Genomic DNA, 14,893 nt, shown 5'->3' with positions numbered 1-14,893 from the left:
CACGTGCCGTGGTGCGAGAGGAAGGCTAGGCCGGATCGGACCGAAGGTGTTCCCTTCTTTTCTCCTTGATCGCGGGATCTGAGGCAGAATCTTCTCCATGGATGCCCTGGACCGGAAAATTCTCACCGAGCTGCAGCGGGACGGCCGTCTCACCGTCACCGAGCTGGCGGCCCGGGTGAAGCTCAGCGTCTCGCCCTGCCACCGCAGGCTGCGCGACCTGGAGCGCGAGGGCGCCATCCGCGGATACCGCGCGATGGTCGACCCCGCTGCCGTGGGGCTGAACTTCGAGGCGCTGGTCTTCGTGACGCTGCGCTGGGAGGACGCCGACACGGTCTCCGCGTTCGAGGAGGGCGTCGCCGCCGTCCCGCACGTCCTCCAGGCACAGCGCCTGTTCGGCGACCCGGACTACCTGCTGCGCGTCGCCACCACCGACCTGGCCGCCTTCCAGCGGCTCTACGACCGTCAACTCGCCCGCCTGCCCGGCGTGCAGCGGCTGAACTCCACGCTCGTGATGAAGCACGTGGTGGACGACCGGCCGCTGCCCGAGTGACCGCGCGAGCCACCGGGCGGATGTGCACGCACGGGCAAGGCGCCGTGCACTCCCCGGCAACCGGGCCGCAGCCCCGCGGCCTAGCGTGAAGCCGAACCGTCACCAGCCGCCCGGAAGCGAGGACGCGCCCCATGCCGTACATCACCGTGGGCCAGGAGAACTCCACCGCCATCGACCTGTACTACGAGGACCACGGCTCCGGGCAGCCGGTCGTGCTCATCCACGGCTTCCCGCTCGACGGCCACTCCTGGGAACGGCAGAGCGCCGTCCTGCTCGACGCCGGCCACCGCGTGATCACCTACGACCGGCGCGGTTTCGGGCAGTCCTCGCAGCCGACGACCGGCTACGACTACGACACCTTCGCGGACGACCTGAACACCGTGATGGAGACCCTCGACCTGCGGGACGCCGTCCTCGTCGGCTTCTCCATGGGCACCGGCGAGGTCGCCCGCTACCTCGCGCGCCACGGCTCCGCACGCGTCGCCAAGGCCGCCTTCCTCGCCTCGCTGGAGCCCTGCCTGCTGAAGTCCGACGACAACCCCGACGGCGTCGCCCCCAAGGAGTTCTTCGACGGGATCATCGCCGCGGTGAAGGCGGACCGCTACGCCTACTACACCGAGTTCTACAAGGACTTCTACAACCTGGACGAGAACCTCGGCACCCGCATCAGCGAGGAGGCCGTCCGCAACAGCTGGCAGGTGGCCGCCCGGGGCGGCTCGCACGCCGCCGCTGCCGCCCCCGCCACCTGGTACACCGACTTCCGCGCCGACATCCCGGCGATCGACGTGCCCGCCCTGATCCTGCACGGCACCGCCGACCGCATCCTGCCCGTGGAGGGAACCGGCCGGCCCTTCCACAAGGCGCTCGCCGCCGCCGACTACGTGGAGATCGAGGGCGCCCCGCACGGACTGCTGTGGACCCACGCAGAGGAGGTCAACGCGGCGCTCCTCGCCTTCCTGGCCAAGTAGGCCTCTCCCTCGGACCGTTCTCACCCCGCCGCAGGTGCGCGGGGTGAGATCATCGGGGTCTGCGGCCGGCCCGTGCCGCCGGCCCCGACGACGTCCGAGGGGGAGCCAGGTGCCCGTCGTCCTTTCCACCGCGTCACTGCCGCCGGCCGACCGCGCGGAGCGCTGGCACCACGCGGTGTCGCACACGTTCGTCCCGCTCGATGTGCGGCTCCTCCAGGAGGAGCCGTCGCCCGGGAGGATCGCCGGCGACCGTCTCGGCTCCCTGCGCATCTCGCAGGTCCAGGCGGGCCCCCAGGTCGTGACGCGCAGCCGGCGGCTGATCGCCCGGGACGGCGAGGACGCCCTCATCCTCACCCTCCAGCAGCGCGGTGCCTCCCTCAAGGAACAGGACGGCCGGGAGACCCGCGTCGGGCCGGGCGAGTTCTCCCTGTCGGACGCGGCGCGTCCGTTCCGCAAGAAGGTGCAAGGCCCCTTCCGTTTCACCTCGTTCCAGTTCCCGCGCGGGGACCTGAGCGTGCGGGACGAGGATCTGCGGGCGGTGACGGCCACCGCCTTCTCCGGGCGGGAGGGCGGCGCAGCCCTGGTCGCCTCCTACTTCGCGCGCCTGGCCCGGGAGGCGCCGCACCTCGACCCCTGTGCCGGCCGCCGGTTCGCCGCGACCGCCCTCGACCTGCTGGCCGTGCTGATCGACGAACGGGGCGGCCGGCACGCGCCCCGGGAGCCGCAGGCCGCGGCCGCCACGCTGGTGCGCGTCAAGGACCACATCCTGCGCCACCTGTCCGACCCGGAGCTGTCCCCGCCGCTGATCGCCGCCGCGCACTTCGTGTCCGTCCGGTACCTGCACAAGCTGTTCCAGGCGGACGGTGTCACCGTGGGGGAGTGGATCCGGACGCAGCGGCTGGAGCGGTGCCGCCGGGACCTCCTGCGTCCCGCACCGGGGGAGCAGAGCGTCGCGGCGGTCGCCCGGCGTTGGGGCTTCGTCAGCCCGAGCCACTTCAGCCGCGCCTTCCGCGCGGCCTACGGCGTGACGCCCCGCGAGTGGCAGCGGCGAGGATCCGCCGGCACCGACGGCGCGGGCTTCTGACGCGGGGGGAAGCAGTTTCGTCGCAACCCTCTGTTGCGAAGGGGAACACTTTCGTCGCAAGCTTCCGGCGCGAAGGGGAACACTTTCGTCCGCCCCCTCGTTCCACCGGGGCTCACCTTTGCCGTGCCGCTGACTCGAGGAGCCTCATGCCGCACACCGCGACCGCCCCGTCCGCCGTCCTGCCCGCGCTTCCCGCCCCGAGTGCCCAGGCGGAACGGCTGATCGAGCTGGGGGTGCACGACATCGCCGGACTGGCCGCCGACGAGATCCGCGACTTCGCCGCCCGGGCCGGCAGCGACGGCTCGCTCCTGGCCGTCCATCCCGACCGGGCGCCCGCCTCCACCCTCGCGCCGCTGCTGCGCCGGGACGGCAAGCCGGGCTTCGTGGTGGTCGACATGGCCGACGTCGACGCGTTCACCCCGTACGCCGTCGAACTGCCCGACGCCGCCCTCTACTTCGTCTCCGGCGTCGACCGCGGCGACCACCTGGCCAACTGGAGTCCGGACGAGGCGCTTCCCGCCCTCACCGCGGAGCACCGCACCCCGCTCGTGCTCACCGAGGGCATCCACTGGATCCTGCAGCAGCCGCAGGCCCTGGAGCGCAACCGCTGCTTCATGACCATCGGTTCCCGGCTGCGCAAGGCCGACGGCACCTTCGACGCGCGCACCCCGGCCGTCTGGATCAGCAACGGCACCGGCCGCGACGGACGCGAGCGCCGTAACGCCCCGAAGGTGGGCTGGTGCTGGTGGAACAACCGCCACACCTGGCTCGGGTTCGCCTCCGCGGCGGGCCGTGGCTGAGCCCTCCCCGCCGGGGCGGGACCCGGGCGCAGCCGCCGGTACGGCAAGTGGATGATCCGTCATCCATGCCTACACTCGTGCCATGGCGGAGACAGTGCGTTGGCTGACACCGGAGGAGCAGCGCGCCTGGCGCGGCTTCGTCCGCTTGCAGGAACGGCTCGGCGGGCGCCTGGGACGGCTGCTGCAGTCGCAGTCCCGGGTGTCGTCGGCCGACTTCGCCGTGCTCGTCCACCTCACGGACACGCCCGACGGGCGGCAGCGGTACCAGCACCTGGCCCGCGCGCTGGAGTGGGAGAAGAGCCGCATGTCCCACCACATCGCGCGGATGGCCGGACGTGGTCTGGTGGTGCGCGAGGAGTGCCCCGAGGACGGGCGGGGCGCGTTCGTCGTGATCACCGAGGCGGGGCGCGCGGCGATCGAGGCCGCCGCACCGCGTCACGTGGAGGCCGTCCGCGCCCTCTTCCTGGATCACGTCACCCCGGCCGAACTGCGGGTGCTCGCCGAGCTGTCCGAGCGCGTCCTCGCCCGGATGGACGAGGAGGACTGACGCCGTCAGGCGCGCCGCACGGGGTGTCCGCTCATGACCGAGACCCGGTTGAACGCGCCGATGGTGATCGCCACCCAGACCACCGCGGAGATCTGTTCCTCGGTCAGGGCCTCGCGGGCCGTCGCGTAGGCGGACGTCTGCGCGGCCGTGTCCGTGGGATCGTTCGTCGCCTCGGCGAGCGCCAGGGCCGCCCGCTCCACGGCGGTGAACACCTCCGTCTCCCGCCAGGCCGGCAGGACGCCCAGCCGCTGTGCGGACTCGCCCGCCTCGAGGGCCTTGCGGGTGTGCAGGTCGAGGCAGTAGGCGCAGCCGTTCAGCTGGGACACGCGGAGGTTGACCAGCTCCACGGTCGTGCGGTCCAGTCCCGCCCCGGCGGCCGTCGCCCTGACCGCTTCCGAGGCCCGCACCATGGCCCGGAAGGCCTCGGGGCTCCGCTTGTCGACGAAGATCCTCGGATGGGCCGGGCCGGTGGTCCGGTCGCTCACGTCACGCCTCCCTCGGGGCCGTGCGGTCGCGGCACCGGTGTGCCGTGGCCGCCGACCTGCCTGCGTGGCATCATAGTTGATGTGACAACCAGAGCGGGCGAGAGGTGGTCCCGGTGAGCAACGTGGAAGCCGAACCGGCGGCGCTGAAGTGCGGGGCGGTGGCCGGCGACGCCGGGGCCGGGCAGGGTGCCGCGGTCGAGGTGCTGTCGGCCCGGGAGGTGCCGCTCGGGGGCCCGCGTGCCCTGCTCGTGCGCCGGACCCTGCCGCAGCGCGCCCGTACCCTGATCGGCGCGTGGTGCTTCGCGGACCACTACGGCCCGGTCGACGCCTCCGGCACCGGCATGGACGTGCCCCCGCATCCCCACACCGGCCTCCAGACGGTGAGCTGGCTGTTCAGCGGAGAGATCGAGCACCGCGACTCGCTCGGCACCCACGCCCTGGTCCGGCCCGGCGAGATGAACCTGATGACCGGCGGCCACGGCATCGCCCACTCGGAGGTCTCCACCGCGCGCACCACCGTCCTGCACGGCGTCCAGCTGTGGGTGGCCCTGCCCGAGGAGCACCGGCACACCGCCCGCGACTTCCAGCACCACGTGCCCGCGACCGTGCGCCGGGACGGCGCCGAGATCAAGGTCTTCCTCGGCTCGCTCGTGGGCAGCACCTCGCCGGTGCGCACCTTCACGCCCCTGCTGGGCGCCGAGATCGTCCTCGGGCCGGGCGCGACCCTCACCCTGCCGGTGGACCCCGCGTTCGAGCACGGCCTGCTCGTCGACAGCGGCGACGTCCGCCTGTCCGGCACCGCGCTGCGCCCGACCGACCTCGGTTACCTCCCCCGCGGCACCGACACCCTCACCGTGGCGAACGACTCCGGCACCCCGGCGCGCACGGTCCTGCTCGGCGGCCCGCCGTTCGAGGAGGAGATCGTGATGTGGTGGAACTTCATCGGCCGCAGCCACGAGGACATCGTCCGTGCGCGCGAGGACTGGCAGGCGGACTCCGGCCGCTTCGGCACCGTCGAGGGCTACCCCGGAGGGCGACTGCCCGCACCCGCCCTGCCGAACGCCGTCATCACCCCGCGCCGCAATCCCCGGCACCCCTGAGTGCCGGCCGTCGAACTCCCCGTAGGAAAGGCATCCCATGAGCGAGTCCTCCACCGCCCCCGCCGTGCAGCGGGTGGACGAGCGGCAGCGGTACGAGATCCTCGTCGACGGCCGGCGGGCCGGGCTGACGGCCTACCGCGACCGCGGTGAGCAGCGCGTCTTCTTCCACACCGAGATCGACGACGCCTTCGCCGGCCGCGGGCTGGCCTCGGAACTGGTCGGCCGGGCCCTCGCCGACGTACGCGCCTCCGGGAAGCGGATCGTGCCGGTCTGCCCCTACGTGGCCAAGTACCTGAAGAAGCACGAGGAGTTCACCGACCTCACCGACCCGGTGACCCCGGACGTCCTGCGGTGGCTGGAGGGCGAACTGGGCTGAGCGACCGCGCGCGGCGTGGACCGCGTCACGCGGGGCACGAGTCCGGCAGCCCTCCAGCGGGCCTAACGCAGGGTCAGCAGGCCCGGGCGGTAGGGCAGGAGGCCGTAGTCACCGCCCGAGGCCGGGCTGCGGCCCTGGTAGAGGAGTTGCAGGTGGCAGGGGTCGACGGTCATGGTCTGGTCGGCGGTGGTGCGGATCAGTTCGCCGTGGCTGATGTCGTTCGTCCAGGTGGCACCGCTGTTGGCCTTGCCCGCGAAGGGGTTGCTCTCCGTCGCGGCCTGGGGCGTCCAGGAGCCGTTCAGGCTGGTGGCCGTGAACGAGCGGAAGTACCGGCCCTGTGAGCCGATCGCCTCGACGATCATGAGGTAGCGGTTCTGGCCCTGCAGCTTGTAGACCTGCGGGGCTTCGAACAGGTTGTTGGTCGTGTCGCTCATGACCACGGTGGACGTCGAGCCGAAACTGCCCGGGAAGTTGCCGATGGGCATGCTGGCCCGGTAGATCTTGCCGTTGTCGCCGGCGAAGAACAGGTACATGTTCGTACCGTCACCGATGAGCGTCTGGTCGATGGGCCCGGTCCCGGAACCGGTGATGCTCCCGGAGAAGAGCACCTGCTCGGACGACCAGCCGTTCGGGTCGGCGGGGTCGCTGGAGGTGCGGTAGGAGAAGGCGGTCCGGCCCCACTGGTAGGCCAGCACCCAGATGTTCTTCGGCGCGAAGTAGAACAGCGTGGGGGCGACGGCCGAGTTCGACATCGGGTTCTGGCCGGCCGAGGCCATCTGCGACCAGTCGGTGAACGGGCCGAAGTTCATCGAACCCCACCGCGTCCCGGTGTCGTGCGTGGTGGCGTAGACGAGCTGCCTGCCGTTGTACGGGGCGACGGTGAAGTCCTTCAGCGAGACCCACCCCTGCCTGGGCTGCGCCAGCGCGCCCGTCGAGCTCCAGCGGTACGCCGAGGGGAGTTCACAGGTCCCGGACCCGCCGTCGGCCCCGGCCTTCACGAGCCGCCACTGCTGGTTCGCACCGCCCCAGTCGTCGTACTGGACGATGTCGGCGTTGTCGGCGGTGGAACCGCCCTGCACCTCCAGGGCCTTGTTGCTGTGGCGCGACACGAGCCGCACGTAACCGTCGGAGCTGTCGACCAGCCGCCACTGCTGGTTGACGCCGTTCAGGTCGGCCCACTGCACGATCGAACCGCCGTTCGCCGTGGACCAGTTGTGCACGTCGAGCACCTTGCCCGAGTGGCGGGACTTGATGCGGTAGTAGCCGCCCCCGGAATCGACGAACTGCCACTGCTGCTGGTTCTGGTCGTTCCTCGTCCACTGGGTGATGCGGGCGCCGTCCTCGGTCGCCAGGTTGTACACGTCCAGGGCCTTGCCGCTGTTGCGGTTGACCAGCACGTAGGAGGCGCCGGGGTCCACGGTCGCCGCGCCGGCGGGCTGGGCGCCGAGGAAGGTGACAAGGAGCAACAGGGGCGTGAGGACGGCGAGCAGGCGTCCTGGGCGGACCGGTGACGGATGGCGGAACCACATGCGAGGCCTCCTTGAGGGCGGTCGAAACTTTCGATCGATCCCCGAATCATCGACGGCACAAGCTAGGAATCCGGAGTGCGTCGGTCAAGGTCTGGAGCCGAGGTGTCTGCAAACAGACGCTGCACCAGGGCTTCGAATGTTTCGAAGGAAAGCAAGAAACTTTCTCGGTGTCAGGTGTTGACGAGTCACGGTCAATCCCGCACGCTTCCCACCGAGCGCCCGACCGCAGTTCGAGATGTCGAACCCACGGGCCGGGCCGTCCCTGTCGAGCGGCGCCTTCCCCTGCCCATCCGACAGTCCGTGATCTCTACTCTGGAGGCACAGCCATGGGCGTGTACGCCCCACCCGCACCCGCAGCCCGCCGGACGATCCGCCGGCTGTTACCGGCGCTGATCGTCGGCGTCCTGTGCGCGGTCGCCGCACTGGTCGCGCCGCCACCCGCGCACGCCGCCGAGAGCACGCTCGGCGCCGCGGCGGCGCAGAGCGGCCGCTACTTCGGCACCGCCATCGCCTCGGGCAAGCTCGGCGACTCCGCCTACACGTCGATCGCGGCCCGCGAGTTCAACTCGGTGACGGCCGAGAACGAGATGAAGATCGACGCCACCGAACCGCAGCGGGGCCAGTTCGACTTCACCGCCGCCGACCGCGTCTACAACTGGGCGGTGCAGAACGGCAAGCAGGTGCGCGGTCACACGCTGGCGTGGCACTCCCAGCAGCCGGGCTGGATGCAGAGTCTCAGCGGCAGCCAGCTGCGTCAGGCGATGATCAGCCACATCAACGGCGTGATGGCGCACTACAAGGGCAAGATCGCCCAGTGGGACGTCGTGAACGAGGCCTTCGCCGACGGCAGTTCGGGGGCCCGGCGCGACTCCAACCTCCAGCGCACCGGCAACGACTGGATCGAGGTCGCCTTCCGCACCGCGCGCGCAGCGGACCCGGCGGCCAAGCTCTGCTACAACGACTACAACGTCGAGAACTGGACGTGGGCGAAGACCCAGGCGATGTACGCCATGGTCCGGGACTTCAAGCAGCGCGGTGTGCCGATCGACTGCGTCGGCTTCCAGTCGCACTTCAACAGCGGCAGCCCCTACAACAGCAACTTCCGCACCACCTTGCAGAACTTCGCCGCCCTCGGTGTCGACGTGGCCGTGACTGAGCTCGACATCCAGGGAGCCCCGGCCTCCACCTACGCCGCCGTGACCAACGACTGCCTGGCCGTCCCGCGTTGCCTCGGCATCACCGTCTGGGGCGTGCGCGACACCGACTCCTGGCGAGCGGAGCAGACGCCGCTGCTGTTCAACGGCAACGGCAGCAAGAAGCCCGCCTACACCGCCGTCCTCGACGCGCTCAACGGCGGCTCCACCACGCCCCCCGCGGACTCCGGGCAGATCAGGAACGCGGCGTCGGGCCGCTGCCTCGACGTGCCCGGCACCAGCACCGCCGACGGCACCCAGCTCCAGTTGTGGGACTGCCACAGCGGCACCAACCAGCAGTGGACCTACACCGACGCCGGTGAGCTGCGGGTCCTGGGCAACAAATGCCTGGACGCCGCCGGCACCTCCAACGGCACCAAGGTCCAGATCTACAGCTGCTGGGGCGGCAACAACCAGAAGTGGCGCCTGGCCTCCGACGGATCCATCGTCGGCGTCCAGTCCGGCCTCTGCCTCGACGCCGCCTCGGCCGGTACGGCCAACGGCACCCTGATCCAGCTGTACTCCTGCTCAGGCGGCGGCAACCAACGCTGGACCCGCACCTGACGGCACCGTCCCACCGGGCGCCCGGCGCACCACCTCGCCGCCGGGCGCCCCGCCGCGGCTCTAGAAGAAGCCCAGCTTCTTCGGCGAGTAGGAGACCAGCAGGTTCTTGGTCTGCTGGTAGTGGTCCAGCATCATCTTGTGGGTCTCGCGCCCGATGCCCGACTTCTTGTAGCCGCCGAACGCCGCGTGCGCCGGGTACGCGTGGTAGCAGTTGGTCCACACGCGGCCCGCCTTGATCCCGCGGCCCAGACGGTACGCGGTGTTGCCGTCGCGGCTCCAGACACCGGCGCCCAGCCCGTACAGGGTGTCGTTGGCGATCTCGAGTGCCTCGTCGACCGAGTCGTAGGTCGTGACCGACACGACCGGGCCGAAGATCTCCTCCTGGAAGATGCGCATCTCGTTGGTACCGCGGAAAACGGTCGGCTCGACGTAGTAGCCGCCCTCCAGGCCGGGCACCGTCCGGGGGTTGCCGCCCGTGACGACCTCGGCGCCCTCCTTCCTGCCGATGTCCAGGTAGGAGAGGATCTTCTCGTACTGGTCGTTGCTCGCCTGCGCGCCGATCATGGTGGCCGGGTCCAGCGGATCGCCGCCCACGATGGCCTCCGTACGGGCGACGCAGCGGGCCATGAAGTCGTCGTAGATCGACGACGGGATCAGCGCACGGGACGGACAGGTGCAGACCTCGCCCTGGTTCAGGGCGAACATCACGAATCCCTCGACCGCCTTGTCCAAAAAGTCGTCGTCGGCGGCCATGACGTCGGGCAGGAAGATGTTCGGGCTCTTGCCGCCCAGTTCCAGCGTCACGGGGATGATGTTCTCGCTGGCGTACTGCATGATCAGGCGGCCGGTCGTGGTCTCGCCGGTGAACGCCACCTTCGCCACCCGCGGACTGGAGGCCAGCGGTTTGCCCGCCTCGACACCGAAGCCGTTGACCACGTTGAGCACGCCCGGAGGCAGCAGGTCGGCGATCAGGTCGACGACGTACAGGAGGCTCACCGGTGTCTGCTCGGCCGGCTTGATGACGACGCAGTTGCCGGCCGCCAGCGCGGGCGCCAGCTTCCAGGTGGCCATCAGGACGGGGAAGTTCCAGGGGATGATCTGCCCGACCACGCCCAGCGGTTCGTGGAAGTGGTAGGCGACCGTGTCGGCGTCGATCTGCGCGATGCTGCCCTCCTGGGCGCGGACCACCCCGGCGAAGTACCGGAAGTGGTCGACGGCCAGGGGGATGTCGGCGGCCAGGGTCTCGCGGACCGGCTTGCCGTTCTCCCAGGTCTCCGCGACGGCGATCTTCTCCAGGTGCTCCTCGATGCGGTCCGCGATCCGGTTGAGCACCCTCGCGCGCTCCGCGGTGGAGGTGCGGCCCCACGCGTCGGCCGCCCGGTGCGCCGCGTCCAGGGCGAGGTCGACGTCGGCCGCGGTGGAGCGGGCGACCTCGCAGAACACCTTGCCGGTCACGGGAGTCGGGTTCTCGAAGTAGCGGCCCTCGACGGGGGGTGTCCACTCGCCCCCGATGAAGTTGTCGTAGCGGCGGGCGAAGGTGACGATGCTGCCGTCCGTTCCGGGCTGCGCGTACACCATGGCGGCTCTCCTCGGTGAAGGGCTGGCGACGGCCCGTGCCGTCGTGACGTCCCCGACTGTGCTCCGCGGAGGTTGGCGCAAGGTTGGTGCGCCGGAGCGGCAACCGGTGCCCGGTCGGAGGGTCAGTCGCGCAGGGCCGCCGTCAGCCGGCCCGCCGCGATCGCGCGCCGGGCGTCCCGCGGACCCAGCAGCCCGAGCGCGTGCTCGTGGATCTCCGTGTCGTACGGCGCCAGTTCGCCGTGACGCAGCGCGTGCTCCGGGCGGGGACTCGCCAGGACGGCCTCGCGGACGGCCACCTCCAGGCGGGTGCGCCACTCGCCGATGCCGGGGGCCTCGGAGCGGGGGAGGAGCGGGCCGCCGTAGTGGCGCAGCGCGCCGTCGATGTCGCCCCGCTCCAGCGCGCGCAGCACCTCGACGGCGTCGCACGCCACGGGGACGGTCAGGGCGTAGCGCCGGGCGGAGACGCCACCGCCCAGGGCCCGGCGCAGATGGGAGATCTCCGCCTTGACGGTGGAGGACGTCACGGGCCGGTCCCCGTGGAGCGCGGCGCGCAGCCGCTCCGCCGGGAAGCCGCCCGGCTCCAGCGCGAGCAGGGTCAGGATCTCCAACTGCCGCGGGCGCAGGGCGAGTCGGCGTCCTCCCTGGACGGCGTGCTCCGCACCCAGGCAGCTGATCCGCAGCCGGCCCGGCCGGGGAGGCTCGGCTGTCAGGCGGGCCTCGACGGTCGACACCAGGGTCCGCACGGTCGACATCGCCAGCGGGTGTGAGCGGTCCCAGGTGGTGGACAGGTCGAGCACGCCGAGGACCCGGCCGTCGGGAGCCCGTACGGGCGCGCAGTAGCAGACCCAGCCGTGCAGGGCCGACACCAGGTGCTCGGCGGAGAAGACGGAGCTGGGACGCCCCGTGCGCAGCGCCAGCGACAGGGCGTTGGTGCCCATCGCCTGCTCGTCCCAGCGGCCGCCGGGGGCGAAGTTGACCCGCTCGGCCCGGCGCCGCATGGTCGGGCCGCCGCAGGTCCACAGGATGGTGCCGGACTCGTCGGTGACGGCGGTGACGAATCCGGCGTCCTCGGCGATGCTGCGCAGTTCCCCGGCGAGGCCGGTGACCGGGCCGTACAGCGGCGAGGACGTCCACCGCTGCCGCACTGCCCCGCCGTCGGCGACCGGGGCGCTGTCCCGGCCCGGATCGACGCTGCCGAGCGAACGCGCCCAGGACTCCGTCACCTCGTGCCGCAGGCTCGGGCTGCCGCCCGGCCGCGTCCCCGGGACGCTCAGCCGCGGCACCCAGCGTGACCACTCGTGCTCCAGCACACTCCTGCGCTGTCGGAGGTCAGGGCGCTGTGACATGGGCTCTCCCTGCCGTCGTACCTTCGTCCCGGCGTCAGGTCAGTGTTACCGGACGCCCCCGCCCCGGTCGAGCGGTCGGGCAGCGCGGACGGCGAACGGTCCGGCCGTACGAGCGAGCGGACCGGCCGTGCGAACAGCGGACGGTCCGGCGGTACGAACAGCCAACGGTTCGGCGGCAGTTCGCCCCGGTGGCCGGGTGCCGCCGTCCGGGTGACGGGTTCACCCGGTCCGGCGGAACGGGACCGGCACCGCGTACCACCGGCGCGTGGTGCCGCGTTGACCGGGCATGGACAGCACGCAGACGGTGCGGCGCCCGCCCGATGACGAGGCCGCGCCCCGCTCGTACGCCCAACTCACCAGCGGTTACACGGCACATCCGGCGCTTCGCGCGGCACCGGCCACCGAGGGGCCGGTCAGTTCCGACGCCGTGCCGGGACACCGCGACGGGCACTGGGTCTCCTTCGCCGCCCCCGCCGACAGCGAGATCTGACCCGCCGGTGCCACCGGGGCCGCAGCCGGCCCCTGGGCCGGCCCGCATCCGCCCGGACGCCGGCTCACCAGCCGTCCGTCACCGCGGGCTCCGCACTGGCCGGAGTCAGCACGGCGAGCGTGCCGGTGGCCTTCCGCAACGCCGCTTCCAGAGTGCCGGGCGCGTGCAGCGCGCCGGAACCGTCCGGCGGGACGAGCCACTCCAGCCGTCCGGCGGGCCGGTAGGGCGGGGGCACGGCGATCCAGGAGCCCCGCCCCACGTGCCGGACCCCGTCCCCGACCCACTCGCTGACCGGGTCGGGCGGCAGGAGGAACCCCACCCGGCGCGCGGCGGAGTCCACCAGGGTGGGGCCGGGCAGGTTCGGCGGATCGCGCCACAGGATGTCCAGGGCGAGCAGTCCCAGCCGGTCGGGAACGCTGAGCACGTCCCAGTACCGCCCGGCCTCCACGAGCACCGTGCCCGAGCCGTGGTCCCACTCCCGCTTGCACGCCTGCGGGTCGGTGGCGGCCGCGGCGAGCCACTCGACGGCTTGTTTCCCCATGACGCTCCGCATGCTCACCCCAGGCACGGTCGGCGGCTCCGCGTCCGCGGGCGCGCGGGACACGGACCGGGGGCCCGCGGTGCTCCGCGCCCCGCCCGGCCACAGCCATGCTGGTAGATATTTCTACGTCCCGGAAGGGGTGGCGCGGCCTGGCGTTCCGACCGGTGGGGCAACGATCGGAAGCGGACGCCCGAGGGCCCGATCCGTACGACGCCGGTCACATCCGTGCGCCCGGCGACACGGTCCGGACCGGCGCACCGGCGGACCGCGGCGGCACGACGACGGCCCCGACCGGGGGACCGGTCGGGGCCGTGCGGGAGCGGGCCGGGTCAGCCGCGCTCGGCGTGCTTCTTCTTGATGCGGGCGGCCTCCTTGCGGACCTCCGCCTGGGTCGTGCGCTCCCGCTGGAGCCACTCGGGGTTCTCCTGCTTCAGCGCCTCGATCTGCTCGGTGGTGAGCGGCTCGGTCACGCCACCGCGGGCGAGACCCGCGATGGAGACGCCCAGCTTGGCCGCGACGACGGGGCGGGGGTGCGGCCCGTCGCGCCGCAGCTCCCGCAGCCACTGCGGGGGGTTCGCCTGCAGCTCGTTCAGCTCGGCGCGTGAGACGACACCCTCCCGGAACTCGGCGGGGGTGGCCTCGAGGTACACACCCAGCTTCTTCGCCGCGGTGGCGGGCTTCATCGTCTGGGTGCTCTGGTGCGACGTCATGCCGTCCAGCGTATCGAGCGTGCGCCGCGCCTCCGACCACGGCCACCGCCCGCGGCCGGACGGGGACGGTTGCGCGGCGTCACGGTCGCTGACCTGGGCCGGTAACCTGGCCGGGTGACAGACTCGGCAGCATCCCCCGCGTTCCGGCTCGCCTACGTCCCCGGGGTGATGCCCGACAAGTGGGTGCGCGTCTGGAGCCGGCGGCACCCCGAAGTCCCGCTGACGCTCGCGCAGGTACCCGCGCCGGACGCGGCCGGACGGCTGCGCGCGGGGGAGGCCGACGCGGGCCTCGTCCGGCTGCCCGTGGACCGCGCGGTCTTCAGCGCGATCCCCCTGTACACGGAGCAGACGGTCGTCGTCGTACCGAAGGACCATCTGGTCACGGCCGTCGACGAGGTCACGCCGCAGGACCTGTCCGACGACATCGTGCTGCACCCCCTCGACGACGTCCTCGACTGGGAGCACGGCCTGCCCGGGCGGCCCGCCGTCGAACGGCCCGCCACCACGGCCGACGCGATCGAGCTGGTCGCGGCCGGCATCGGCGTCCTGATCGTCCCCCTGTCACTGGCCCGTCTGCACCACCGCAAGGACCTCACGCACCGTCCCCTGGAGGAGGCGCCGGGCTCGAGCGTGGCTCTCGCCTGGCCCGAGGACGCGAAGACGGACCTCGTCGAGGACTTCATCGGCATCGTCCGCGGCCGGACGGTCAACAGCACGCGGGGCCGCACGCAGCCCCCGGCCCAGGAGAAGTCCCGGCGCGCGGGGCAGGACGGGACGCGGCGCAAGCCTGCGGCAGGCGGACGCTCCGGCGCCGACCGCCGCGGGAGCGGCGCCGCGGGAGGCGCGAAGGGCACGGCCAAGGGCGGCGCGTCGAAGGGGGGCGCGTCGAGAGGCGGCACCTCGAAGGGCGCCGGAGGCACGCGGCAGGCCGGCGGAGGCGCCGGGAAGGGGAGCGGCAAGCGCGGCAAGCCCCGTCGGCGCTCTTGACGCCCGGGGGCCGGGTACCCGGCGCCGACGTCCGGCCCGGGCCCC

At 72.3% G+C, this 14,893-nt stretch carries 16 protein-coding genes; 10 read left to right on the top strand and 6 right to left on the bottom strand.

The features are described 5' to 3' along the window. The first annotated feature begins 97 nt into the window (after positions 1–97). The 5 genes from ACH4C6_RS12415 to ACH4C6_RS12395 all read left to right on the top strand — a co-directional run bounded on the left by ACH4C6_RS12415 (position 98) and on the right by ACH4C6_RS12395 (position 3,949). Positions 98–550 carry an Lrp/AsnC family transcriptional regulator gene (locus ACH4C6_RS12415; RefSeq protein WP_398108517.1) on the top strand — a complete coding sequence of 151 codons (453 nt, stop codon included), beginning with the start codon at positions 98–100 and terminating at the stop codon, positions 548–550. Between the two features lie 131 nt (positions 551–681). Continuing rightward, positions 682–1,518 (top strand): alpha/beta fold hydrolase, encoded by an 837-nt coding sequence (locus tag ACH4C6_RS12410; protein ID WP_398108516.1) that lies wholly within the window; start codon positions 682–684, stop codon positions 1,516–1,518. A 109-nt stretch (positions 1,519–1,627) separates the two neighbouring features. Beyond that, complete coding sequence (locus ACH4C6_RS12405; protein WP_398108515.1) at positions 1,628–2,602, top strand: helix-turn-helix domain-containing protein; 975 nt, start codon at positions 1,628–1,630, stop codon at positions 2,600–2,602. 146 nt (positions 2,603–2,748) lie between these two features. Then, a complete protein-coding gene (locus ACH4C6_RS12400) occupies positions 2,749–3,402 on the top strand; it encodes a DUF5701 family protein (RefSeq protein ID WP_398108514.1) in 654 nt (217 codons plus the stop codon). Between the two features lie 82 nt (positions 3,403–3,484). Beyond that, a complete protein-coding gene (locus tag ACH4C6_RS12395; protein ID WP_398108513.1) occupies positions 3,485–3,949 on the top strand; it encodes a MarR family winged helix-turn-helix transcriptional regulator in 465 nt (154 codons plus the stop codon). A 5-nt stretch (positions 3,950–3,954) separates the two neighbouring features. Here ACH4C6_RS12395 and ACH4C6_RS12390 read toward each other — a convergent pair whose 3' ends face one another. Next, positions 3,955–4,434, bottom strand: coding sequence for a carboxymuconolactone decarboxylase family protein (locus ACH4C6_RS12390; protein ID WP_398108512.1), 480 nt, complete (start codon positions 4,432–4,434; stop codon positions 3,955–3,957). Between the two features lie 113 nt (positions 4,435–4,547). Between ACH4C6_RS12390 and ACH4C6_RS12385 the strand changes: the two genes are divergently transcribed. Further along, the gene (locus ACH4C6_RS12385) at positions 4,548–5,534 is read left to right on the top strand and encodes a pirin family protein (RefSeq protein ID WP_398108511.1); all 987 of its coding nucleotides are present in this window, start codon (positions 4,548–4,550) and stop codon (positions 5,532–5,534) included. Between the two features lie 37 nt (positions 5,535–5,571). Then, positions 5,572–5,910 carry a GNAT family N-acetyltransferase gene (locus ACH4C6_RS12380; RefSeq protein WP_398108510.1) on the top strand — a complete coding sequence of 113 codons (339 nt, stop codon included), beginning with the start codon at positions 5,572–5,574 and terminating at the stop codon, positions 5,908–5,910. A gap of 62 nt (positions 5,911–5,972) precedes the next feature. On the opposite strand, the gene ACH4C6_RS12375 is transcribed toward ACH4C6_RS12380, so the two are convergent. Further along, complete coding sequence (locus ACH4C6_RS12375) at positions 5,973–7,439, bottom strand: non-reducing end alpha-L-arabinofuranosidase family hydrolase (protein ID WP_398108509.1); 1,467 nt, start codon at positions 7,437–7,439, stop codon at positions 5,973–5,975. Positions 7,440–7,765: 326 nt separating this feature from the next. On the opposite strand from ACH4C6_RS12375, the gene ACH4C6_RS12370 reads away from it, so the two are divergent. Further along, positions 7,766–9,196, top strand: coding sequence for an endo-1,4-beta-xylanase (locus tag ACH4C6_RS12370; RefSeq protein WP_398108508.1), 1,431 nt, complete (start codon positions 7,766–7,768; stop codon positions 9,194–9,196). Between the two features lie 60 nt (positions 9,197–9,256). Here the strand turns inward: ACH4C6_RS12370 and adh are convergent, their stop codons facing one another. Beyond that, positions 9,257–10,774 carry an aldehyde dehydrogenase gene (adh, locus tag ACH4C6_RS12365; protein WP_398108507.1) on the bottom strand — a complete coding sequence of 506 codons (1,518 nt, stop codon included), beginning with the start codon at positions 10,772–10,774 and terminating at the stop codon, positions 9,257–9,259. 122 nt (positions 10,775–10,896) lie between these two features. Then, positions 10,897–12,120 (bottom strand): GAF domain-containing protein, encoded by a 1,224-nt coding sequence (locus tag ACH4C6_RS12360; protein ID WP_398108506.1) that lies wholly within the window; start codon positions 12,118–12,120, stop codon positions 10,897–10,899. A gap of 286 nt (positions 12,121–12,406) precedes the next feature. Here ACH4C6_RS12360 and ACH4C6_RS12355 point away from each other — a divergent pair, with 286 nt between their 5' ends. Next, positions 12,407–12,610 carry a hypothetical protein gene (locus tag ACH4C6_RS12355; protein WP_398108505.1) on the top strand — a complete coding sequence of 68 codons (204 nt, stop codon included), beginning with the start codon at positions 12,407–12,409 and terminating at the stop codon, positions 12,608–12,610. 64 nt (positions 12,611–12,674) lie between these two features. Here ACH4C6_RS12355 and ACH4C6_RS12350 read toward each other — a convergent pair whose 3' ends face one another. Together ACH4C6_RS12350 and ACH4C6_RS12345 are read right to left on the bottom strand one after the other, a co-directional pair. After that, a complete protein-coding gene (locus ACH4C6_RS12350) occupies positions 12,675–13,163 on the bottom strand; it encodes a hypothetical protein (protein WP_398108718.1) in 489 nt (162 codons plus the stop codon). A gap of 317 nt (positions 13,164–13,480) precedes the next feature. After that, positions 13,481–13,861 carry a DUF5997 family protein gene (locus tag ACH4C6_RS12345; protein ID WP_398108504.1) on the bottom strand — a complete coding sequence of 127 codons (381 nt, stop codon included), beginning with the start codon at positions 13,859–13,861 and terminating at the stop codon, positions 13,481–13,483. A 114-nt stretch (positions 13,862–13,975) separates the two neighbouring features. On the opposite strand from ACH4C6_RS12345, the gene ACH4C6_RS12340 reads away from it, so the two are divergent. After that, positions 13,976–14,848 (top strand): LysR family transcriptional regulator substrate-binding protein, encoded by an 873-nt coding sequence (locus ACH4C6_RS12340; protein ID WP_398108503.1) that lies wholly within the window; start codon positions 13,976–13,978, stop codon positions 14,846–14,848. Positions 14,849–14,893: the final 45 nt, after the last annotated feature.

The organism is Streptomyces sp. NPDC017943 (genome assembly GCF_044328425.1).
GTDB classification, from domain to species: Bacteria; Actinomycetota; Actinomycetes; order Streptomycetales; family Streptomycetaceae; genus Streptomyces; species Streptomyces djakartensis_A.
Note: the sequence above shows the minus strand (reverse complement) of the source record. Positions and strands in the feature narration are given on the sequence as shown.